The organism is Paenibacillus vulneris, from assembly GCF_039543185.1.
GTDB lineage: Bacteria > Bacillota > Bacilli > Paenibacillales > NBRC-103111 > Paenibacillus_S > Paenibacillus_S vulneris.
This window is the reverse complement of record NZ_BAABJG010000008.1, coordinates 38,466-59,023: the sequence shown is the minus strand read 5'-3', so window position 1 is coordinate 59,023 and position 20,558 is coordinate 38,466. Positions and strand designations below refer to the sequence as shown.

At 45.8% G+C, this 20,558-nt stretch carries 23 protein-coding genes and 2 pseudogenes; 9 read left to right on the top strand and 16 right to left on the bottom strand.

What is annotated here, in order from left to right:
- Positions 1-227 precede the first annotated feature (227 nt).
- Positions 228-920, top strand: a complete 693-nt coding sequence (locus tag ABEA66_RS09975) for a FadR/GntR family transcriptional regulator (protein ID WP_256865307.1) — start codon at positions 228-230, stop codon at positions 918-920.
- A gap of 156 nt (positions 921-1,076) precedes the next feature.
- The gene (locus ABEA66_RS09970; RefSeq protein WP_079909979.1) at positions 1,077-1,637 is read left to right on the top strand and encodes an NADPH-dependent FMN reductase; all 561 of its coding nucleotides are present in this window, start codon (positions 1,077-1,079) and stop codon (positions 1,635-1,637) included.
- An 87-nt stretch (positions 1,638-1,724) separates the two neighbouring features.
- Here ABEA66_RS09970 and ABEA66_RS09965 read toward each other — a convergent pair whose 3' ends face one another.
- Together ABEA66_RS09965 and ABEA66_RS09960 are read right to left on the bottom strand one after the other, a co-directional pair.
- The gene (locus tag ABEA66_RS09965) at positions 1,725-2,468 is read right to left on the bottom strand and encodes an SDR family NAD(P)-dependent oxidoreductase (protein ID WP_079910165.1); all 744 of its coding nucleotides are present in this window, start codon (positions 2,466-2,468) and stop codon (positions 1,725-1,727) included.
- A gap of 120 nt (positions 2,469-2,588) precedes the next feature.
- On the bottom strand, positions 2,589-2,876 hold the full coding sequence (locus ABEA66_RS09960; RefSeq protein WP_079909978.1) for a hypothetical protein: 288 nt from the start codon (positions 2,874-2,876) through the stop codon (positions 2,589-2,591).
- 265 nt (positions 2,877-3,141) lie between these two features.
- On the opposite strand from ABEA66_RS09960, the gene ABEA66_RS09955 reads away from it, so the two are divergent.
- Positions 3,142-4,134, top strand: coding sequence for an HD domain-containing phosphohydrolase (locus ABEA66_RS09955; RefSeq protein ID WP_079909977.1), 993 nt, complete (start codon positions 3,142-3,144; stop codon positions 4,132-4,134).
- A 51-nt stretch (positions 4,135-4,185) separates the two neighbouring features.
- Here ABEA66_RS09955 and ABEA66_RS09950 read toward each other — a convergent pair whose 3' ends face one another.
- Positions 4,186-5,688: an extracellular solute-binding protein gene (locus ABEA66_RS09950; protein ID WP_079909976.1), complete on the bottom strand. Its 1,503-nt coding sequence runs from the start codon at positions 5,686-5,688 to the stop codon at positions 4,186-4,188.
- 262 nt (positions 5,689-5,950) lie between these two features.
- Between ABEA66_RS09950 and ABEA66_RS09945 the strand changes: the two genes are divergently transcribed.
- On the top strand, positions 5,951-6,742 hold the full coding sequence (locus tag ABEA66_RS09945; protein ID WP_345587440.1) for a class I SAM-dependent methyltransferase: 792 nt from the start codon (positions 5,951-5,953) through the stop codon (positions 6,740-6,742).
- Between the two features lie 134 nt (positions 6,743-6,876).
- On the opposite strand, the gene yhfH is transcribed toward ABEA66_RS09945, so the two are convergent.
- From yhfH to ABEA66_RS09920, 5 genes are all read right to left on the bottom strand, one after another.
- Complete coding sequence (yhfH, locus tag ABEA66_RS09940) at positions 6,877-7,074, bottom strand: protein YhfH (RefSeq protein WP_306293520.1); 198 nt, start codon at positions 7,072-7,074, stop codon at positions 6,877-6,879.
- Between the two features lie 291 nt (positions 7,075-7,365).
- Positions 7,366-8,322: a phosphotransferase gene (locus ABEA66_RS09935; RefSeq protein WP_345587462.1), complete on the bottom strand. Its 957-nt coding sequence runs from the start codon at positions 8,320-8,322 to the stop codon at positions 7,366-7,368.
- A 153-nt stretch (positions 8,323-8,475) separates the two neighbouring features.
- Positions 8,476-9,777 (bottom strand): beta/alpha barrel domain-containing protein, encoded by a 1,302-nt coding sequence (locus ABEA66_RS09930; protein WP_079909972.1) that lies wholly within the window; start codon positions 9,775-9,777, stop codon positions 8,476-8,478.
- Positions 9,778-10,026: 249 nt separating this feature from the next.
- On the bottom strand, positions 10,027-10,482 hold the full coding sequence (locus tag ABEA66_RS09925) for an SRPBCC family protein (RefSeq protein WP_079909971.1): 456 nt from the start codon (positions 10,480-10,482) through the stop codon (positions 10,027-10,029).
- A 141-nt stretch (positions 10,483-10,623) separates the two neighbouring features.
- The gene (locus ABEA66_RS09920) at positions 10,624-11,313 is read right to left on the bottom strand and encodes a stalk domain-containing protein (protein WP_377741196.1); all 690 of its coding nucleotides are present in this window, start codon (positions 11,311-11,313) and stop codon (positions 10,624-10,626) included.
- Between the two features lie 253 nt (positions 11,314-11,566).
- On the opposite strand from ABEA66_RS09920, the gene ABEA66_RS09915 reads away from it, so the two are divergent.
- Complete coding sequence (locus ABEA66_RS09915) at positions 11,567-11,713, top strand: hypothetical protein (protein ID WP_179135960.1); 147 nt, start codon at positions 11,567-11,569, stop codon at positions 11,711-11,713.
- 302 nt (positions 11,714-12,015) lie between these two features.
- Here ABEA66_RS09915 and ABEA66_RS09910 read toward each other — a convergent pair.
- Positions 12,016-12,137: pseudogene (locus ABEA66_RS09910) on the bottom strand (LuxR C-terminal-related transcriptional regulator); the annotation flags it as partial.
- A gap of 795 nt (positions 12,138-12,932) precedes the next feature.
- On the opposite strand from ABEA66_RS09910, the gene ABEA66_RS09905 reads away from it, so the two are divergent.
- Positions 12,933-13,088, top strand: coding sequence for a hypothetical protein (locus ABEA66_RS09905; RefSeq protein WP_179135959.1), 156 nt, complete (start codon positions 12,933-12,935; stop codon positions 13,086-13,088).
- Positions 13,089-13,387: 299 nt separating this feature from the next.
- Here ABEA66_RS09905 and ABEA66_RS09900 read toward each other — a convergent pair.
- A pseudogene (locus ABEA66_RS09900) lies at positions 13,388-13,477 on the bottom strand (helix-turn-helix domain-containing protein); the annotation flags it as partial.
- Positions 13,478-13,551: 74 nt separating this feature from the next.
- Between ABEA66_RS09900 and ABEA66_RS09895 the strand changes: the two are divergent.
- A complete protein-coding gene (locus ABEA66_RS09895; protein WP_345587438.1) occupies positions 13,552-13,809 on the top strand; it encodes a hypothetical protein in 258 nt (85 codons plus the stop codon).
- 253 nt (positions 13,810-14,062) lie between these two features.
- Here the strand turns inward: ABEA66_RS09895 and ABEA66_RS09890 are convergent, their stop codons facing one another.
- Together ABEA66_RS09890 and ABEA66_RS09885 are read right to left on the bottom strand one after the other, a co-directional pair.
- The gene (locus ABEA66_RS09890; protein WP_345587437.1) at positions 14,063-14,386 is read right to left on the bottom strand and encodes a hypothetical protein; all 324 of its coding nucleotides are present in this window, start codon (positions 14,384-14,386) and stop codon (positions 14,063-14,065) included.
- 2 nt (positions 14,387-14,388) lie between these two features.
- Complete coding sequence (locus ABEA66_RS09885; protein WP_345587436.1) at positions 14,389-15,000, bottom strand: hypothetical protein; 612 nt, start codon at positions 14,998-15,000, stop codon at positions 14,389-14,391.
- A gap of 535 nt (positions 15,001-15,535) precedes the next feature.
- On the opposite strand from ABEA66_RS09885, the gene ABEA66_RS09880 reads away from it, so the two are divergent.
- A complete protein-coding gene (locus ABEA66_RS09880; protein WP_345587461.1) occupies positions 15,536-16,051 on the top strand; it encodes a restriction endonuclease in 516 nt (171 codons plus the stop codon).
- Positions 16,032-16,547 carry a hypothetical protein gene (locus ABEA66_RS09875; RefSeq protein WP_345587435.1) on the top strand — a complete coding sequence of 172 codons (516 nt, stop codon included), beginning with the start codon at positions 16,032-16,034 and terminating at the stop codon, positions 16,545-16,547. Before ABEA66_RS09880 ends, ABEA66_RS09875 begins: the two co-directional genes overlap by 20 nt.
- Before the next feature lie 56 nt (positions 16,548-16,603).
- On the opposite strand, the gene ABEA66_RS09870 is transcribed toward ABEA66_RS09875, so the two are convergent.
- The 4 genes from ABEA66_RS09870 to ABEA66_RS09855 form a co-directional block, all read right to left on the bottom strand.
- Positions 16,604-16,738 (bottom strand): LuxR C-terminal-related transcriptional regulator, encoded by a 135-nt coding sequence (locus ABEA66_RS09870; RefSeq protein WP_345587460.1) that lies wholly within the window; start codon positions 16,736-16,738, stop codon positions 16,604-16,606.
- Between the two features lie 1,180 nt (positions 16,739-17,918).
- A complete protein-coding gene (locus ABEA66_RS09865) occupies positions 17,919-18,143 on the bottom strand; it encodes a helix-turn-helix domain-containing protein (RefSeq protein WP_028547616.1) in 225 nt (74 codons plus the stop codon).
- A gap of 220 nt (positions 18,144-18,363) precedes the next feature.
- Positions 18,364-19,488 (bottom strand): alginate lyase family protein, encoded by a 1,125-nt coding sequence (locus ABEA66_RS09860; protein WP_345587434.1) that lies wholly within the window; start codon positions 19,486-19,488, stop codon positions 18,364-18,366.
- 26 nt (positions 19,489-19,514) lie between these two features.
- The gene (locus ABEA66_RS09855) at positions 19,515-20,552 is read right to left on the bottom strand and encodes a zinc-dependent alcohol dehydrogenase (protein WP_345587433.1); all 1,038 of its coding nucleotides are present in this window, start codon (positions 20,550-20,552) and stop codon (positions 19,515-19,517) included.
- Between the last annotated feature and the right edge of the window lie 6 nt (positions 20,553-20,558).

The following is a 20,558-nucleotide window of genomic DNA, read 5'->3' as shown; positions in this document are numbered from 1 at the left end:
TGTATAATTTTAATCAGGTCATCTGATGACTTTATTATAGAATTCGCTTTCATAACGTGTCAATCCTGCTGTGAAAAGATTTTCCCTTGATATCGGGAAATCCGTTATCAGCAAAGCCTGTCCGCAACCAGGCCGGCGGTTCTCTTTATCGCCCATTTGAGATAGGAGCTGGGGATGAGCTTACCGCAGGGCTGCCGGTTTGACAACCATACAAAGGATGTGCGCTTGTGATTATAAAAAAAGCTTACGAAGTCGTGGCCGATGCCATACGGGATCAAATCCTCCAAGGCGAGTATCCGATAGGTAGCCGCCTGCCATCCGTAGAGCAGCTGGCTGTGAATTACCAGGTAGGCCGTTCAACCATTCGCGAGGCCCTCATGTCGTTAAAGGCTCATGGCTGGGTTGACGTGCGGCATGGCGGAGGCACCTTCGTGCTTCAGACAAGTCCGCCGCCCTCCTCCATATGGCAGCTGCCGGAGATCAGCGATCTCCCTCAGCTCAAAGCCTGGCTTGAGCTTCGCTACATATTGGAAACGGAGAGTGCGTCGCTTGCTGCTGAGCGCCGGTCCGACCATCATTTGGCTGCACTCTCCTCGATACTCGAGGAAATGGAAAAGCTTGAAGATGAGGAAGCGCTGGAGCAGGCGGATATCCGGCTTCACGTCGCGCTTGCCGAAGCGTCCGGTAACCCGCTGCTCCAAAGAACCCTCGAATCCTTGTTTTCATCCATGGGTTCTGTGATGCGGGAGAGCCGCAAATTATGGGTATTCGCTGACCAAAGCGAGCTAAGCCGGCTTTCGGAGGAGCACCGCCTTATCGTGGCCGCAGTTCAGGAACGCGATGCGGCTGCAGCCAAGGAACGGATGTCTATGCATCTGAAAAAAGTGGAGCAGGTGCTTGAGCAGCTCAATCGCCCCTGACTCTTACTTCCCCCGGGACAAATGTCTTTTCCGGGAATTTTTTTGCCTATATTCTAAACTTTTATGTTGACTAAATATAATAAATAAATAATAATATTTATTGTACTATTCAAATCTGATTTACATATTTCAAATGAATCCTTGGAGGTAATAACCATGAAAGTAGCTGCTATTGTCGGAAGTATCCGCAAAGAATCCTATAACCGTAAGCTGGGCGAATATATTCAAAAACGGTATAAAGACCTTTTTGAGCTTGAAATTTTGAGCCTTCGCGACCTGCCCTTCTACGATCAGGATATTGAGAATGAAGCTCCTGCCGCTGTAAAAGAATTCAAAGCCAAAGTGGCTGCCGCTGATGCCGTTCTCTGGCTGGTTCCAGAATACAACGGTACCGTTCCGGGCGTCATGGTCAATGCGATCGACTGGATGTCCCGCGTGGATCGCGTGCTGAACGGAAAGCCGTCCTGGATTATGGGCGCGTCGATGGGAGTTCTTGGAACCGTGAAGGCACAAATGCACCTGCGTGATATTCTGTTCTCCCCGGGTGTTGGTTCGCCGCTTCTTCCAGGCAATGAAGTTTATGTGGGAATCGTTCATGAGAAGATGGATGCCGAAGGTAACATTACCCACGAGCCTACGGTAAAATTCCTGGACACTGTCGTCAACAACTTCGTTCAATGGTACAATCGGCAAGCTCAACTCGCCCAAAACAAATAAGGGGTAAATCCCTGCTACGCAAAGACCGCTCCAGTCCGGCCTCGACGGCTGGATGGAACGGTCTTTTTGCTCTAGCTCCGGCTTACTTTATTGTGCAGTATAACCTCCATCGATGAGAAGGCTCGTACCCGTAATAAACGAAGCGTCCTCGCTTGCCAGAAACAGCACAGCTTTGGCTACTTCCTCCGGCTTGCCCAGCCTTCCCATAGGATGGAGGCTGATCAGATGCTCGTTCACCGCTTCCGTGCGTCCCGAAATCAGCGGCGTATCGATGTACCCCGGACATACCGCATTGACTCGGATGTGGTTTTTGGCGTAAGTAACTCCTAACGTTTGGGTTAAGAGCTTGACACCGCCTTTGGCGGAGGAATAAGCGGTTACTCCCGCTTTTCCGGCATGGCTGTGTATGGAGCCGCAGTTAACAATAACCCCGCCGGTGTCTTGCGACAGCATTTGTCCGATTGCATACTTATCGCACAGGAATACGCCGGTCAAATTAATATCTATCGTTTTTTGCCAAGACTCCAGACTGAGCTCGTGGGCTGGAGCATCCTTGGCGATTCCCGCATTGGCAAACAGAATATCCAGCTTGCCGTATTGCTTTACGGTCTGCTCGACCATGTTTCTTACCTGTTCCTCCTGGGTCACATCGGTTTTGACAAACAGCGTGTCATATCCCTGCTGATTCAATTCCTTCGAGAGCTCCTGCCCCCGGTCCGCGAAATCTGCAATGACGATCTTCGCCCCCTCGGCCGCAAACAATCGAACGGTCATTTCGCCGATTCCACTGGCTCCGCCGGTGACCACAGCTGCTTTATCCTTAAATCTCATAGCTCCTTTTCCATCCAGACTCATTCCCTTGTCCTCCATGTCATAGATCACTTTCTAAGCATGTAGTATGTCTTGAAATCTGGATTCTATGTTCCAGCCCTGTATCATTTTTCATGCTTTTTAAACCAGTCTCAGGGAGCAGCGAATCGATACTTTCCGTACAGCATCGAGGCGTTCCCTTTCCGGCATGGAGAAGAAGGAGTCATTCAACAGCAGCGCTTCGACAGATGCCAAGGCAGCCTTCATCGCTTTGGCCTCATTTTGAAGAAGGTAAAAGCACATTTGGTAGCAGCTTACCTCGTACCCTTTGACCGTTTTCGCCCGATATTCCAACTCCGTATTCCTTAGCAGGCATTTCGTTATAGGACTATGATCCCGTTCAACGTCATTCCTTAACGTGTTCCGCATGATTTCCGCTCCTTAATTGGCTGCTGCATCACTGCATATAGATACCTTCAGTATACAAAACACAATTTAAGGCGCTCATAAGGAAACCTTAAAATTTTCTTAAGTTGCATACGGCGTATCATGAACGGGAAGAACCGAAACTATTATTCAACAAATTGTGAACTTTGGTACACAAAAATTATGCTAAACTATGGAAGGTACAACCGGCTTGAGGTCACCACAACCTCCTGCACGAGAAGCTTTACTATATTTAAGGAGGAACACCATGCAGGCGGCTCTAGAGTTTTACCTGAAATTAGCCGACGGGGTCATTATTACGGATGAGAATCACCGTATTGTTGAGGTTAATTCCAAATATGAGGAAGTTACGGGATATTCCCGTGAATATATGATAGGTCTTCGTGCCAACTTTTTGAGATCTCGTCTTACTCCTCCAAAAACGTATGCGAGTATGCACGAGTCGCTTCAGATGAATTTGGCCTGGACCGGCGTATTTATCAACCGCAAGAAAAATAAAGACATTTGGCACACCAACATCACCATCACCCCCATGGTTGTGAACCAGCAGACCTACTACGTAGGTGTCGTCCGCGATTTGGACCAGATATCCGAGGGGAGCTATATATCGGAAACCCGCAAGCTGAAGCTGCAAAGTGAAATATTGAAGGTGCTAGCCATTTCCTGTGAAATTAGGGACCCACATATTGAAGAGCATCTGTCCCGCGTGCAGCATGGAACCGAAAAGCTGCTTACTTTCCATAACGAGCGTTTGAAGCTGGGTCTCCCAGAAGAGTATATTCAACAAATCGTCAATGCCAGTATTATGCATGATATCGGCAAATCCGGCATTCCTGAGGGTATATTGTACAAACCGGGGAAGCTCAACCATTACGAAAGATATATCATCGAGACCCATCCGCTGATTGGTCTGGAGATTGTAAATAAAATCTCACGAGAGCTCGAGGATGAGATCCTTCAGGAAGAGCTGCGCATTGCCGAGCACATCATTCAATACCACCATGAAAAATGGGACGGCACCGGTTATCCCGCCAAGCTAAAAGGAAATGACATCCCGTTCGAAGCGCAGGTCGTGTCCGTGGTCGACGTCTATGATGCGTTAACGAGCCGTCGAGCCTACAAGGATGCCTGGAGCAAAGAAAGAGCAGTTGCTTTTATGGCGGAGCAAAAGGGCGCCGCTTTTAACCCGGACCTCATCGACAGCTTTTTGATGATGCTCCAGCATAGCTGCAATGGATAACCAGGCAAAAAAAGACCGGCTCAGCTCCTTACCATCGGAGAACGCCGGTTTTTACTTATTTTCTTCCGCCCATTTCTTCTCTTTTTTATAAATCTCATTGATTTCCTTCAAGATCGATTCCAATCCCATCTTCTTCGCTTCGGCGACGAAATCGTCATACCGGTCTACCGGATATTGGCCAATAATGATTTTGCTTATGTAGTCCAGAGCAAGTCGCTCAAATTCTCCCGCCTTTTGGGTTGCCCGCTCGCTTTTGGGGATGTACAAGCTGTTCGCGTTCATCTCCATCTTGAAGCCTTCTACTGCCCTCAAGTTTTGCTCCAGCATCGGATTAGGCACAGGCAGCTTCAGTCGATGGACGCTGTTTAGGACAGAGCCGGGGTCGTAATATTTATCTTCCCCTTTCATCAGCCATTGCAGTTCCCCATTCTCGATAGCATAAGTACTGCCTTCAAAGCCGACTCTGGTTTCCAATGTTCCTTCCGGACCGAGCAAGTAATCCAGCACCTGTTTGGCCTTGACCGGATTTGGTGTCTTGGACATAATCACATAATTACTTGAATATCCGGCACGTACAGCGTAATTCGCGCCATAAGGACCTTTCATCGGCGGGATGGACGTGACATGGACATTGGGGAAATTGGCCTTCATTTTGTCATAACGCGGGGTGATCATGTCTGCACCCATGACCCAGACTCCCGTCTTTCCGGTAATAAACTTTTCCTCCGCAGTCTTCTGCTTCTCCAATACCCACTCTTTATCCAAAACGCCTTCGGCATAGCCTCTACGCAGCCACTCCAGCGCTTTCTTCATGTCCGCAGAAACCAAGTAAGCGGATTTGATTGTATCGTCCTGATTATCCAGATACAAGGCCAGCTTGCGGGGGGCCGCAGGAACGAACATCCTCCAGATAGCCCCGGTACGGCTTAAGTTTCCTTCCATGGTGAACCCCGTCGTATTTGCTTTTCCGTCCCCATCCGGATCGTTCTTGGCGAATGCGTACAGCATCCTGTACAGCTCCTCCGGATTGGTGGGTGGAGCTATATTCAACGCCTTGGCCCAATCCGCTCGGTAATGAATCGATTCCGGAGCTTGAATGTTTTGCGGCAGGGAATAGATTTTGCCAAAGTAACGGGAATCGGCGAAATATTCCTTAGGCATCCTGCTCCATACGGGCGAGCTTTTGACCAGATCATCGAGAGGAAGCAATGCTCCGCTGCCCGCCGCCTCACGAATCATCGTATTGTTCATCCAGACGATATCCGGGCTGTCTCCCCTCATCCAAGCAGCATTAAGCCTGCTTTCGTATTCATCCTTATCTACAATTTGTATCTTCAAGTCTACATTGAATTTCTCTATCACTTTTTCCTGCAGCAGCCGCTGCTTCATCGGCGACAATACATCGTCCCCATACCACACCATAAGCATTGAAAGCGGTTGTCCCGCATCATATGTCCACGTGGAAGCATCTTCATTTATCCCGCTGCAGCTGGTTAGCGCACCCGCTAAGCCAAGCATACCAACGATTGCGGTTGTAGTCGCTTTCTTCACCATGATCTGTACTCTCTCCAAACCCGACGTTCTTTTATCTATCCTCTGTCCCGCTGGTTAGAACCCGGCCAAGGCCATTGTCGAACCATGTCAAATATAACCTAATCTAAATGTAAACGCCCCCAGACCTATTTTCAACAGACTTTTGAGGCAATTTTAATTTTTTTCAGCAAAAATCACATAAAAATCCATAAAAGGGAAATAAAACTCCATTCCTCCTCCTATTTTTTTACATTAGGATGAATATAAAAGGAGGCAGATTGATATGGAACCATCAAAGCAGATCACTCGCCAATATGACCATGCTGAACCATTATCCATCCGCATTCAGACTCATGCTCTGTATACGGATCGTAAAATCAATTTAGACAAGGAAGCCGTCGCCTTAATGAAGCTGACAGGGGAAGAAGCCGTCTTGGACGCAGGATGCGGGACCGGCAGCTTTTTGAAGCATTTGTTCCATGCGGGGCATCAGGGCCGCCTGGTCGGACTGGATCAATCCGCCGGTATGATTGAACAGACGAAATCGGAAGGCATCGAAGGAGTGATCGGAGATGTCAGAGAGCTGCCTTTTCAGGATGGTACCTTTCAACGGGTTGCAGCTAGACATATGCTCTATCATGTACCGGACATTCCGCAAGCGCTGCGTGAATTCAGGAGGGTTCTGGCACCTGAGGGTCATGTATTGGCGATAACGAATTCCAGCGAGTCACAGCCTCTGATCAAAAGCTTGTACAATGATATGCTGCAGGCATTCGGTTATCCCCCTATGACCTCTCCCGTCGGTACATTCAGTGTGGAGAACGCAAAGTCCATATTGGGAGGCGAATTTTCACAGGTCAATGAAGTGCTCCTTACGAATGCTCTCGTCTTTCACGAAAGCGCTCCGGTCGTTCGCTACATTTCTTCGATGTTCAGCTACATGCTAATTCCGAGCGATGATAAGCTGTACGCTGAGTTGCTCGCATGGCTCGAAGTAGAGGCGGATCAAAGATTGAAGCAGTACGGAGGGGTATGGAAGGATCCAAAGCAGGTAGGCATTTATACGGCACAATGAGATCACCTCGCAAAGTGGTGCATTCGCTTCGAAGCGGTTTCGTGTACTATGTGCTAAACCTGAAATGGAAACATTCTATGGCAGTAAAAAACCCGCAAGCAGCTTCTGTTGAGAGCCCCGCGGGGGAACGTTGGTTAGTGCCAATAAGCATCGATTAGATTGGTTCCTTGCATATAATTCATGAGCTTACCCTTGGGCTGAAGCGGAGATAAGGGGTAGAAAGTGTTTCCTTCGCACTCGTCACAGGTGCTTTTATAGCAATCGGCTTGCTCCTCAAGTTCCATTCCACAGCGACAGCAGCGTTTTACGGCATACAATTCAGAAGGATTCATCGGTTCTACTCCCATAGTCGACATTTCTCCTTTGATCGCTTTTAATTCAAGTATACATCAAAAGCTATTGAAATGTTACCGCTTTCATGAATTTGGCCATAAATTTTTTATGGATAAACCGTTCAATGCCCATCCATGGCGGTGAAGCGGCATAACAGGGAATGACATGGGGTACCAGAGAAATTTCAGGGTAATGATGCCTTGGCTTCGAAGCGCATTGCTGCGAGGAGCTCTAAAATTTATGTCAAGAAACCGAGGCTTCGTCTCGGTTCCTTGGTCTTCTTCCCTATGTCAGCGGGGCTGATTATTCATCTCTATTTGCTCAAGCAATAAATCCATTGCAATGGCTCGAGTCTCCTCTTGCTGCTCCAACAACGCCTCGGGGTTCAGCACACCGGACTTCAGATCCTTCTCAATGAGTGTCAAAATCCACAAGGAATAGAGAAGCGCGTAGCGATAGTAATGCTGCTGAAGTGTACGGAAGCCGCCGTCCTGGCCAAGCTGCTCTGTTCGCGCATAATAGGCTTGAAGCACCTCATTCCTTACTGCTGCGGTAACGACAGGCCTTCTGTAGCTGGGACTTGTAATGTCTAACAAATTATACAGATCCCAGTAGATCGAATTCCGGTGAACGTACTCCCAGTCCAGAATCGTAATCTGATCTTCAAGCAGTGACAAATTCAACGGATGGTAATCCCCGTGGGAAACTGTCTGCTTGGAAAATAACCTATCGTCCATTTGTCCAACAACCCATTGTGCTTTCTCCGTGAGATCAGCGGGAAAGGCCAGCCGTTCCAGGATCGTTCTCACCACAGGGAGCTTATCCTGAATTTCTCGCATAATTTGATCGACTAGCGGAGTATGTCCGGTAAACTCCTCCGGAACGGATTCGACGGGAAGCCGATGCCAGAATGGAATCGCTTCGGCTGCTTTTATCAAGGTTTCTCTGTCAAACCGATGCTCCAGCTTGCCTAAATCTTCGTAAATTGCCCAATACCTCTCTGCATCCGTGTGCTGCGCCTGTGCGAGAAGCTTTGGATAGCGAACAGGAATTCGGGGAAGAAGGTTCCGGTAAACCCATGCTTCACGTCCTATCGTGTCCAGGTTGGTCAACGGTTTGAAGATGTAGCTGTGCGAGTCATCCGGATCGACAGCAAACCGCTCTACCGCTTTGCCGTTTCGCCCGATATACAACGTTTCTCTGCTGCTCAGCCTGCTGGAATCGAGGATACCGTCCGGCAAAACCACCGAATCCAAAAGTGCATTATCCACTTCACGGTCACGACCTTTCCTGCGGTCTTCTCATCTCTACAATCATTTTCTTACGATCACTATATGCCAAAGCGGAGCTAACATCAATAGAAGATTTACAATATCTTCATACATCAATTGGAGCCGCTGTTAGAACAAGTCCGCCAAAAAATGCTTCGCCGCCCCAAGGAGCTCCATATCCGACAAGCTGGTGGTACGGCCGTCCTTGTACTGGTCCGCCACCCAAGCCGTCATTGCCTGTATGGAGGGATGTTTTTTGTCCAAACGATTCTCGCCCTTAAGACCTAACTGTTTATTAACCCAGAACGCGACGCCGGCTGCCCCGGCCTTATCCGTCACCTGCACCCCTAGAGGCCGATTCAAGAGCTTGCCGGTGTCAAAGATGTTATAGATTTCCTCATTCTTGATCACTCCGTCGGCATGAATACCCGCTGCGGTGACATTAAACTGCTTCCCGACAAAAGGTGTCATTGGAGGAATATGATAGCCAAGCTCCCGTTCAAAGTAGTCCGCGATTTCCGTGATGACCGTCGTATCTACGGACATATCGCCGGTCAATCCCATATATTCAAACAAGAGACCTTCAATCGGAGTGTTCCCTGTCCTTTCGCCAAATCCGAGCAGCGTGCCGTTGATGCCTCCTACCCCATAGAGCCAAGCGGTGGCCGCATTGGTCATCACTTTGTAGAAGTCGTTATGTCCGTGCCATTCCAGCTGCTCACTGCGAATGCCCGTCTCTTCCCTCAAAGCGTGGACCAGTCGCGGAACGCTTCTTGGCAGAATGGCCCCGGGATAGGAAACTCCATACCCCATCGTATCGCATAGACGCACCTTAACCGGAATCCCGCTCTGCTCGGACAGCTCAGTCAAACGCTGAACGAACGGGACTACAAACCCGTACACATCGGCTCGCGTTACATCCTCCAAATGACAACGCGGGCGAATCCCCGCAGTCAGAGCCGCTTCTACAATATCCAGATACTGCATCATGGCTTTTTCCCGATCGAGCCCCAGCTTCAAATAAATATGGTAGTCGGAAATCGAGGTTAAAATGCCGGTCTCCTTAATTCCCATGTCTTTGACGAGCGCAAAATCCTTTTTCACCGCACGAATCCAGGCCGTCACCTCCGGAAACCGGTACCCCTTTTCCATACATCGGTACGCCGCTTCACGATCCTTCTCGCTGTACAAGAAAAACTCGGACTGTCTTATCACACCCTTATCTCCTGACAAGCGGTGTAAATAGTCAAATAGGGTGACAATCTGCTCCACAGTATAAGGAGGTCTCGCCTGCTGCCCGTCCCTGAATGTCGTGTCCGTGATAAAAATATCCTCCGGCATGGCTGTCGGAACCTCCACACCGTCAAACAGTACGCGCGGCGGGGCTGAATACGGAAACTGCTCACGAAAGTAATCGGGTTGATGCTTCATTTAATCACAACCTTTCGGATCATCTTGGAACTATTGTATTCCCGAAGCTAAAATAAGTAAAATTAATCATTTTTATTTTAGTGATACATTTTGATTATATGCATCAAAAAAGACCTTCACCATCGCTTTTCTTTTATTAGAAAATACGATAGTGAAGGTCTTTTTCAGTGAATGGATACGATGGGTTGCAGTACCCCTACAAAATGAAACCAGACAGTTTGAATAAGCTATGACTGGAGATTCCAAGCCTCATTCTTGCCGTTCGGCGACTGCTTTGATATATTCATTGCGCTCGCGGAGAAAGCGGGTCATGTAGCTTTTAAGAAATAACCTGTCAGCTAATCGGCCGAGTGGGCCTAAAGGCGAAGTATAATCAAACCGGTCCTTCATTAAGATTCCATTCTCATGAGGAATAAATTCATGGACATGAGTAAACCGCTGAAACGCCCCGCTCACCATCTCATCGACGAAGCGATGCGGCGCCTCCATTTCCGTGATGCGTACTGACAGCCTTTGTCTCACTCCAAGGTGAACAGCTTCCCACGTGACGGTTTCATTCAGCTCAATCAGCCCGCTTGTCCTGCCTGCTATCGCTCTTTCCTGCGTCCTGGACGTTGACTCCATATGGATGTCGATGCTTCTGGACAGGTCAAAGCAGCGTTGAATCGGAGCCTGAATGAATAAAGACATTTCGATGACAGGCATGTCGTCCACTCCTCACTGTTACTTACAGTCATTTTACCCTATTGTGCACAATTACGCAGCAAACGAAAAAGTCCTCCGGGCGCTTCCTGTTTTCCAGGATCAGCTTAGAGGACGGAAGAAGCATGAGACGATTCAAGCTTATTATTTGTAATACGAATCTATCAATGGTACCATGTAGCCGCCGCCCGATTTGAGGTGGAAGCTAATAACAACCGTCTTGACGCCGCCGATGTCGGCTTCAATTTCCTTAAGTCCGTCATTGACCGATACCGTATCGACTTTTTTCAAAAGCGCATTGCTATCAAGATCCTTGATCTCGATTTCGGTGATATCCTTATCTATAGCAGCCAGCTTCAAATAGAGCTTCTGATATTTTTTATCCGGGGTAACGAAAAGTGAAGGAGCCAACGGTTCGTTATCGCTGTGCTGATACAATACTTCCTGATAATTTTTGCCTTTATACGTCGTCTGGCCAGGTTCCTTGGAGTAGCGTACTTCATCGAATTTTTCCGCGTTCAATGGTGTGCCGTTAACCTTCTCGCCCAAAATAACTTCGTTATTGGCAGCGTCATAATCAACCGCCACCTTCAATGCATTGGCTACGCCGCGAACCGGCAAATACGTGCTTCCATTATACGTGATAGGCTCAATAGCAAGTCCTTGCTCGTCATTGAGCTGGGCTACGTTGCCATTTACCCGGACTTTCAAATCCCCGTTCAAGTATGCCTGAATTTCCTTCAGATTGCTTCCGGCAAAAACACCTGTCCCCAGGCCAACCAGCAAAGACGCGCTTGTAAGCGACACAACAATCAGCTTTTTCAATGATCCCACTCCTATTTATGTAATATAAGGACATGACCCTCGCTCGACAACTTATGGCAAATAGTCCCACTACTATAATAATGTAGGCTGATTTACAGGACAATAGATCTACATGCTTAAATCTGTATGCTCTGTCATGGGCGTTCGAGCTGCATGCCGATTCACTCCGGTCCCTAACGTTGAGGCTGTGCTTCATACTCAGCAGTCATGTATGTCTTGCCCCTTCCTTGCCAATGATAACCATAAAGCGAGGTGAATCAGAATGAAGGAACAACACGAGGAGCCGAATATTGCTCCCGGCATGAATACTCATGACAGTCTGGAAGAAAAGGCCAGTGAGGAGGAAGTGAAGCATGGTGATTCTACATCCGTCACCCGTCTCTTCCTGGATCGTACACCGGAGGACTAGCGTCCTCTTTTTTTACTTATCCACTCGTCTTAGAGGTTATCTGACCTGTAAAGTTTAAGCTTGTCCAAGTCCACAACAAAGCCGTACCTTTTCAGGATATCCAATCCAAGTAACCCTGTGTGTGACCTATGATTCTTAGTAGGATATGCACTTCTGAACTAACAGCGCCATAAAGAGTAAACAAACCAAAGAGCCTCCCCATGCGTCTTCACAGGGAAAATCGCTTAAGAAGACTAAGTAGGACTAGACTGTACAAAGCAGGATTGCCTCACCGATCAGATGGGTAGCTCCCTGAGCTCAATCTACTCGACAACTGCTTGTGAACGACCTTTTTCATTCAGTATTTGCATGACATTTGAGATATGGTTACTTATCTTTTTCTCGCTGTAAACAGCTGTTGTGCTGTATCCTTGGAAGTTTTGTCCTACATTTCAGCATTTATGGATCTTGAATTAAGCCAATGACATGGTTACCTATCGATTTATTAAAACTGCGAAATCGTTGGCCGAATAATCTGAACCGATATCAAGTTTTTAAAAGTCCGCTGATGTTATATTCTGCTCGCTCCCAGTACAATGATAAATGGAGAGTGATTCTTGTGGGGGATCAGGGCTTAACTGGCATGACCGGTCATACGGGGCTTACGGGACCTCAAGGAGATCCGGGACCTGTTGGACCGGCGGGACCGACGGGACTAATTTAGGGATTGCGGGCTTGAGGGTTAGATCTTCCATTGGTCTCAGGTGCGAATATTGATTTCAACTTGTCTAGTGTATATACGATTAACATGTTCCCTGGTACGAATACGAATTCAATATTCCTTTCTGCAAGCGGCGCATATTCCATTACAGCAAGTATAGATGTTGTCTTTACCACAGATTCCTTTACATCTGTCAGATTTCAACTTTTAACGGTGTAAATTTCTACCAACCGGCTTTTACTGCCTCTGCCTCAAGTTCAGGTTATATTATAGCACTGGAACTTCAGTTTTTTACACGTTTAATTCAGGTACATCAATCAGTATTTGTCCAACGAATATCGATGGTTCCCCATTCTACAGAAACGCTTCATTAATTTTCACACGATTGGCATAGCCCCCCTCTCTTTCGAGGGGGTTTTCTTATGCCCTTCATTATTCCAATGATTTTTCATTCGTCTGTAACCTTTTCACTTTTTAAGCGTCAAAAATTATATAAATTATTTTAAGGGTGATATTTGTATGAAACCGACTGTGCTTGGCATGTTTGGTGTTGCATGTTTAGCATTTAGCCTTGCTGGAAAAGAACTCTGGCAGTGGGCTCCGACAATAGGCTGGATGCTTACAGTTTTCTTTTTTTCAGCAGCGTTCTTTACGTCGCTTAAGAACCGAAAATAGCCCTCCCATGTCCTTCAATACTCAATAAGTTGTATGATCACATGATAACTGCAAGCATCTGACCTGATCGGCGTATCGCCTGAAACTAAGTCTTTTTTTGAACTACGCCTTGGTTTTATTGTCCCCGAGCTATATTACTACTGGATAGCAGTAAAAAAACTACTGCGTTTTTCTTGTGCCCTAAAAAACTAATATCATATATAAACAAACCAAAGAGCCTCCCCGCGCATCTTCCGAGGGAAAAGCGCTTAAGAAGGCTAAGTAGGACTAGACTGTGCAAAGCGGGATTGCCTGACTGGTCAGATGGTTAACTCCCCAAGCTTGATCAGCTCGACAACTGCTTGTGAACGACCTTTTACATTCAGTTTTTGCATGACGTTCGTGCTGTGTTTTAAATTACAATCGATGTTTCTTGCTCTGGGCTTATACTTATTCTATCCAAAACCACAAGGGGTGATTGCTCATGAAATGGAACGAAATCACTAAAATTTATCCGAATCGTCTTGTGCTGGTTGAGGCTCTTAAAGCCACATCTCAGAACCGGCTTCGTACCATTGAAGAGATGTCTGTGGTAAACGAATATATGAACTCCAAGGAAGCTTGGGAAGGGTACAAACATTATCACAAAGAAGACCCCGAGCGTGAGCTTTATATCTTCCATACTAGCCGCGAGAATGTTGAAGTGGTTGAAGAGTTCTTATCCGGGTTGAGACAGCAATAATGCAGATTCGGATGGTTCATGGTTTGCCTATAGTTTCTTTATCCATCGAATTCATTAATTGTAACATTGAGCTAACCAATGTGCTGTTTGAGGGATTGGATACCTTCTTCAAACATTGCCCCGTAGTTATCAGGTTCTCCCCTTTTCTTTTGCTGCTTGAGAGAGTACTCGAGCCGCAGTTTTCGTTTATGCCCATTGTCCATTATCGATTACTTCCACCCACATTAAATATTTAGTAAATATATCCAAAAAATTACATTAATACCAGGCTATCATCAGCTAGTTTAAAGATAATTGGATTTCCCCGTTCCTTTGGGTCCCAGCCCAGGCATATTGCTTTTGAAATCACACTAGCGGCATCTTTTGGTTTGAAGATCCTTAAATTAAGACCATTTGCGTATGGAAATTCGACCCAAAAAACGTTAATGTCAGACTCAACATATATAATCAAAGTTCGTCCTTTTGTAACGGCATGCTCAGCAACGAATCTGATATAACCTTTTTTAGGGGAAATCGTCCATCTGTAGGTTTCATCATCCACAATTATCGTTCTTGAGCCTTTTTTGGGAAAGGTCATGATTACGCCCCCTTAAAACCTAGCCAGCTTTTCATTCTCATCCTGAATTGATCTCCAATCTCTTCATCACGAGCATGAACCCAATTGTATAAAGGGATATCGATAAATGACTCAAGATCAATCAAGCTTGTTTCAATATTATGAATTAGTTCCTCGTATGTAAAATCAATATTGAATACATCTATATTTTCATTTGAGCCAGGGTCATCTAACCAAACTTTTACGTTATTCTCATGATAAGTAATTCCTGGACTCGGGTCATGACCAAGCCATGGACTTTTTTTATTTAATACTGATTGATAAACATCATCAACTATACCTTCAAGACCGCAGCAGCAACTAGGCAAAATGAACTCAGTCTCGCTCTTGAAAAAAGCGATTCCACCTGACATCGCTACCTCATCTTCCAGTAACAGTTCCTTGAACGCATCCTCCAATGGCAAGCGACTATCTATATTGTTATATCCAAACAACAGCGTGAGGAATAATTCAACATCTTCTTCGGTACTATTTGAACTTAATACAACATACTCTCGCCGAGTAACTTGCCTTTCAATCCAAAATGGGCAGTCATGATATGGTTCAATAATGACAGACCTTGTAAATGGGGTCATATTCTTTCTCCTTGTATTCGCTGTATTCATTACACATTTACCAAAAACCAATAATAGAATCAATCATCTACAGCGTCAACTTTACTAAAAATGCGCTCAAAATCTTGTTCTCGATTAATTGCTTTATTACATCTTCTATCCGGTCACGACTACATTCATCAATGAGGATCATTTCTCTTGCCCACCAATGACTGCCGTATAAACATTCGCCGGTAATTTTGTTCCTTTCGGAAAGCGAGTGTATGTGTTTGGTATGCTGAAAAATTTCGCCATCCATTAGAACCGTCCTCAAATGTGACTATTACATCCGTATTACCGTCTATACATTCCATTGACCTTCAGCCATTGCTCAGCTTCTACCCACATTGATTATTTCATATTTTCATTTAAATTGCTCAACTAATAATTCGCCTTTATTTCAAACAGCATGTCTTTCCCGTTTTCGTCCGTAATCTCATTCCCTGTGTGCTTACTTATGTCTAATTCAATAATTCCTTCGTCATTGTCAAAGTCTTTGCCATAACCATATCTAGACATAGTTCCATTTAAATTCAATAGTTTAAAGCTTACTGCATCCGTAGGTGTAGAGTGCAAGTATTACTCAAAAAATATCGATGTTAAAGTTATTGACTCATTTATTGGATTCCTTGAGGATATACGTGCAAATTTGGGGATAATCATTACAAATAATGGGTATTCCGAAGCTGCAAAGAACAGAGCAGAGGCAAAAGGTATTCGTTTAGAAATACTTACATTTGAGGAATTTGAAGATTATAACTTATCAAGGGCTATTTATGAAGAAATATATCTAGAAGAAGCTGGTCTAGAACCCTTACCCGATGAGGATTCGATAATCGAAGATATTAATGAACATGAAGATATCCAAGAATTATTAGATCTTCCGAGGAAATATTCAACCGTGCTGGATTCTTATGCAGATGAAATAATCGATATTTATGATGATCTTAAAAATAGATTGTTATCTAACAAAGATTTAGATGCGAAAAGAGAGTCTCTAGAAGAAATTCTTCATGTTTTTTTTAACACATAGTATTATTACCAACGAAATTTTTAATTTAAAATATATGATAATTGATCAATTAACGCATGAAAGCATAGAAGATTTTACATACGAATTGGATACGGCAATTGAGTTCTATATAGAAAGTCTTCATGATGCATCAAAAGAGTATACTATTTCAGATGGTTTCCAGTTAAACGCAACAATAGTTTCTTTAGTAGATAGTCAAAACCAACAACTTACAATTTCATCTAACGGGACGTTATACCCTGAGCGTGGTGGGACTGACCACATCACACTTAGACTAGAAATCGATGAAATCGAAGTGGCTAGGGGTTATATTGAACGTGAATATGGGGATTATGAAATTACCGATGGGGGTTATGCTAATCCTACATTTGCTGATGGCTTCTGCATAAGTATAAAAGATGTTAAATCTGAACTTATTCAATATATTGATAACTCTTTAGAAAAAGTGATTAGTTTAAGGGACCACCTTTATCGAAATGAAGTAAAACTATCATAAGCTACGCAGATTGATAAATTTTCTGCAGGGATAATTAACAAACAGACTGAGCAGAACTATCCGGTCTGTTTGTTTTTCAACACACCTACGTTAGAGATAGGGTTACGCACCGTTTTCTCGCTGATAAACAGCTGTTGTGCTATATCCTTGGTAGTTTTGTCCTGCACTAACAGTTTAACACTTATATCCATCAATTTATCGTTATCACCGACGACTGGTCACTGACCCTGCAATGGATCCAATCTCACGTTGGTCGTATTTCACCAACAAGGGTTAAGATCTTCGACGTTGATGGATTTTGCATTTAAACCAATGACATGGTTATCGTATCGATTTATAAAATCTGCGACATCATTGGCCGAATAATCTGAACCGATATCAAGTTTTTAAAAGTCCGCTGATGTTATATCACTAATAAATATTCAAATTTGCCCCCTCACAATTAGTCTTTTACTCCCTGACAAGTATCCATTACTTGTCCAAGTTGATAGACATAAAATAATACAAGATGATAAAAGGAGAGTGATGCTTGTGGGGGATCAGGGCTTAACTGGTATGACTGGTCACACGGGGCTGACAGGGCCTACGGGGCCAACTGGACCTACTGGACCAACGGGGCCCCCGGGACCTCCAGGGTCAGCCGGCCCAACTGGTCCTGTTGGGCCACAGGGTGAACCTGGACCGACGGGACCCGCTGGCGCCGGAATTGCACCAGTATTTGGTTCTTTATATTTAACTGATGAGGTAGGGGACGGAGGTACGGGTGAACGAATCCAATTTAATACTCCTGGTAATTCGAGCGGCGTTACCCCTATAAACAGTTCCTTAAAAGTGGGGAGTTCTGGTGATTATTTAATTACCTTTTCTTTCACAACAGCGATATCGCAGCCGTCTGGCTCTATCGTAGTTAGATATCTCATAAACAATACCCCAATTCCAGAAGGTCAAATTACACGCCAAGAAAGTGTACAGCCTGGTCTAGCTTCGATAAGTAAGCAATCAAGTACAATCCAAATTCCATTATCACAGGGCGATACTGTGCAAATGCTTATAGTATCTGCAGGTGGAAACGTACAATATTCAAATTGTGCCTTAACCCTAACAAAGGTTGATAATTAAACTTCTTGAGAGTGTGCCCTGCAGGAACGCAATCCCCTGCAGGGTACTTCATTTTCAATACAAAACCGAGCTATACAACCACTACCGGTTAAATAGCAGTAAAAAAACTACTGCGTCTTTTCTAAGGCCCGAAAAACTAATGTCACCTAATATGTAAACAAACCAAAGAGCCTCCCCGCGCATCTTCCGAGGGAAAAGCGCTTAAGAAGGCTAAGTAGGACTAGACTGTGCAAAGCGGGATTGCCTGACTGATCAGATGGTTAACTCCCCAAGCTTGATCAGCTCGACAACTGCTTGTGAACGACCTTTTACATTCAGTTTTTGCATGACGTTAGAGATATGGTTACGCACCGTTTTCTCGCTGATAAACAGCTGTTGTGCTATATCCTTGGTAGTTTTGTCCTGCACTAACAGTTCGAAAACTTCGCGTTCACGATTGGTTAGCAAAAATTTACTTTTGTGGTCGCTGCCCTTCAAATGTCACCCCTCCTTGCTCGGGTTTTTGTATCATTACAAGGTGTAGGGATACAGTCAAAGTTAGTTTATGAATGGCTCTATCTATTGGTGCAGTTGCTGAAAAAAATGGGCTTTGCACAGGGGAAATTTCTATAGTACCAAGCTTCCCCGCCCCCGGACAAGAGAAAAAAACAGGAAGCGCCTGTTTGGACACAGACACTTCCTGTTGATTTCCTTTGCCTCATAACCACAAGATCGGCTGGCGAACCGCGATATTGCGGCGAACCTCCGTATCGGTGGGATCCGGGTCTAGCTCCTTCCACAGCTGGATATAGTCTTCCTCCCCGAGTGCAAGCCCGGCAAATAACAGGGAGGATACTTTAGCCGGCCAGCCTTCAAAATGCTCCACATCCGGAGCATATGGCCAACGGCTCTTGTCCTGCAGATAAGGGAATAAATATGATAAGCCTTTCCGGATACCGCGGCCATCCTGCAGCTCGAAGCTCCACAAGTTATCCTCGGGCGTCGATAAAATATGGCACAACGTCACCATATTATCCAGGACAAATATCGCATACCCGTATGGCTTTGTCCTCGCCAATTCGCGCGGGAAGCTGCCGTCCTCCGCCATTTGCTCGGGAAGCAGCTTCTCTTTATACCGCTGTCTGCAGAAGGCGAGCATTTCCTCATTTCCGGTAAACCACGCGAATGCCGATGCCTGTACGAACCAGCATACGGAATGGTTGTTGTCCGTATTCATTTCTTCAATTCCGTTAGGATGCGTGCTCATCCATTGTAAATAATCGCTGAACCACTGCTTTAACCCCCGGTAAATCTCCTCTGTCATTGCCTGCGACCCTTTTAGCGCTTCTACGGCAAACGGAATATCGATCAAATGCAAGGTATCGATGATGCCGATGCCGCGGCCCGCACAAATGCCAGGAATGGCCTGCGCGTAGAGCAAATGAGGATTCATTAGCGTAGCCTCGTCCAGAAAAAACTCCTTTACGAATTGAACCGCTTTTTCGGCAAAAGCTTCATTACCGGTCAGAGCATAGGCTGCAGCCAGATTTGCCGTATGCGTTCTCATGCTTCTTAGTCCAAGGCGATGGCTGTCAAAATTGTTCGGATTGCTCTCGCCATCCCGGCGTATGTAAGGAAGTCCGTCTGGCGTATCCGGATTCGGCCACCAGTAATCTCCATTAGAGTAAAAATCGTGGATACCGCCCTCGCTCATCTTGGCTATGCTGTCTGTAATATGTATCGTAGCCGCTTGAAGAGACGCTTCCGCATGACGCAGAATCCACTCTTTATCGAATAATGCATGAGTGTCCCTCAAGCCGCCGGAAATCATTGGATTGCTCATCTATCATCTGCTCCTTTAGGTAATGCTTAATTGGCCTTCATCTCACAATCGATCATCACATGAATCGTATTGCCCTTATGCTCGTTTCTCAGCTTGAACGCCTCAGCGACTTGGTCCAGCTTGACGACATGCGTGATCATTTCCTCGGTATTTACCAGTCCGTCAAGGACAAGCCGTAATCCCTGGTCGAAATACCGCCGGTTATCGATATCCCGTTTCGGTTCCGTAGAGAAAATATCCAGGCGCTTCTTATGAATTTTGAAGAAATCGACCGGCTTGTGACAGGTTCCGATGCAGCCGTACATAACAATACGGCCATTTTGCGCGGCAGCGTTGATGGCGTCTACCATACCATCGCCCTCCAGCAAGCATGGAATGACGACGTCGAAGCCATCGGGAAAATCCTTGCCCACGATATCCATCGTATTAGCGTCAGCCGAAGGCATTTTGTAAGTGTGGGTTGCTCCATATTTGCGAGCCAGCGCCAGCTTCTCGTCGAATAAATCCGTCACTACGAGATTGCGGGGACTGAACAGACTGACGACTTGGGTCATAACCAGGCCGCTCACACCTTGTCCAGTGATAAGCACATTTTTATGAGGAGAGATCTCTCCCAGCTCTGCGGCATGGATAACTCCCGGCAGCACCTCTATTAGAGACCCTTCAATTAACGGCAGATCTTTGGGCAATACCTTGACGGAAAACGGCGTACAGCACACATATTCCGCGAATGCCCCCCAAATATAACGAAGAGCTACCGGATCCCCGACCTTAAGTCCGATCACATTAGGACCTACTTTATCGATGACGCCGGCCACTTCATGACCGAGTCTTGTTGGATACGATATAAATTCAGGCTCACGGGCACCCCGAAACACTTCTACGTCACTGCCGCAGATGCCGACCCATTTGACCTTAACGCGAACTTCCCCTTCTCCCGGCTCCGGAATCAGCGCTCTTTTCAGCGTAATGCTGCCGACTTCCTCCACCACAGCACATAACTGAGTCCCTTCCCCTTCATAATCTACCAGTTCCATCGGCGGAACAGACATTTTTCTAACCATAAGCTT

Coding starts and splice junctions, on each gene's coding strand:
- ABEA66_RS09970 (WP_079909979.1), top strand. CDS start 1,077: ATGAAAGTAGCTGCTATTGTCGGAAGTATCCGCAAAGAATCCTATAAC.
- ABEA66_RS09965 (WP_079910165.1), bottom strand. CDS start 2,468: ATGAGATTTAAGGATAAAGCAGCTGTGGTCACCGGCGGAGCCAGTGGA.
- ABEA66_RS09960 (WP_079909978.1), bottom strand. CDS start 2,876: ATGCGGAACACGTTAAGGAATGACGTTGAACGGGATCATAGTCCTATA.
- ABEA66_RS09955 (WP_079909977.1), top strand. CDS start 3,142: ATGCAGGCGGCTCTAGAGTTTTACCTGAAATTAGCCGACGGGGTCATT.
- ABEA66_RS09950 (WP_079909976.1), bottom strand. CDS start 5,688: ATGGTGAAGAAAGCGACTACAACCGCAATCGTTGGTATGCTTGGCTTA.
- ABEA66_RS09945 (WP_345587440.1), top strand. CDS start 5,951: ATGGAACCATCAAAGCAGATCACTCGCCAATATGACCATGCTGAACCA.
- yhfH (WP_306293520.1), bottom strand. CDS start 7,074: ATGAATCCTTCTGAATTGTATGCCGTAAAACGCTGCTGTCGCTGTGGA.
- ABEA66_RS09930 (WP_079909972.1), bottom strand. CDS start 9,777: ATGAAGCATCAACCCGATTACTTTCGTGAGCAGTTTCCGTATTCAGCC.
- ABEA66_RS09925 (WP_079909971.1), bottom strand. CDS start 10,482: ATGCCTGTCATCGAAATGTCTTTATTCATTCAGGCTCCGATTCAACGC.
- ABEA66_RS09915 (WP_179135960.1), top strand. CDS start 11,567: ATGAAGGAACAACACGAGGAGCCGAATATTGCTCCCGGCATGAATACT.
- ABEA66_RS09905 (WP_179135959.1), top strand. CDS start 12,933: ATGAAACCGACTGTGCTTGGCATGTTTGGTGTTGCATGTTTAGCATTT.
- ABEA66_RS09895 (WP_345587438.1), top strand. CDS start 13,552: ATGAAATGGAACGAAATCACTAAAATTTATCCGAATCGTCTTGTGCTG.
- ABEA66_RS09890 (WP_345587437.1), bottom strand. CDS start 14,386: ATGACCTTTCCCAAAAAAGGCTCAAGAACGATAATTGTGGATGATGAA.
- ABEA66_RS09885 (WP_345587436.1), bottom strand. CDS start 15,000: ATGACCCCATTTACAAGGTCTGTCATTATTGAACCATATCATGACTGC.
- ABEA66_RS09875 (WP_345587435.1), top strand. CDS start 16,032: ATGTTTTTTTTAACACATAGTATTATTACCAACGAAATTTTTAATTTA.
- ABEA66_RS09870 (WP_345587460.1), bottom strand. CDS start 16,738: ATGGATATAAGTGTTAAACTGTTAGTGCAGGACAAAACTACCAAGGAT.
- ABEA66_RS09860 (WP_345587434.1), bottom strand. CDS start 19,488: ATGAGCAATCCAATGATTTCCGGCGGCTTGAGGGACACTCATGCATTA.
- ABEA66_RS09855 (WP_345587433.1), bottom strand. CDS start 20,552: ATGGTTAGAAAAATGTCTGTTCCGCCGATGGAACTGGTAGATTATGAA.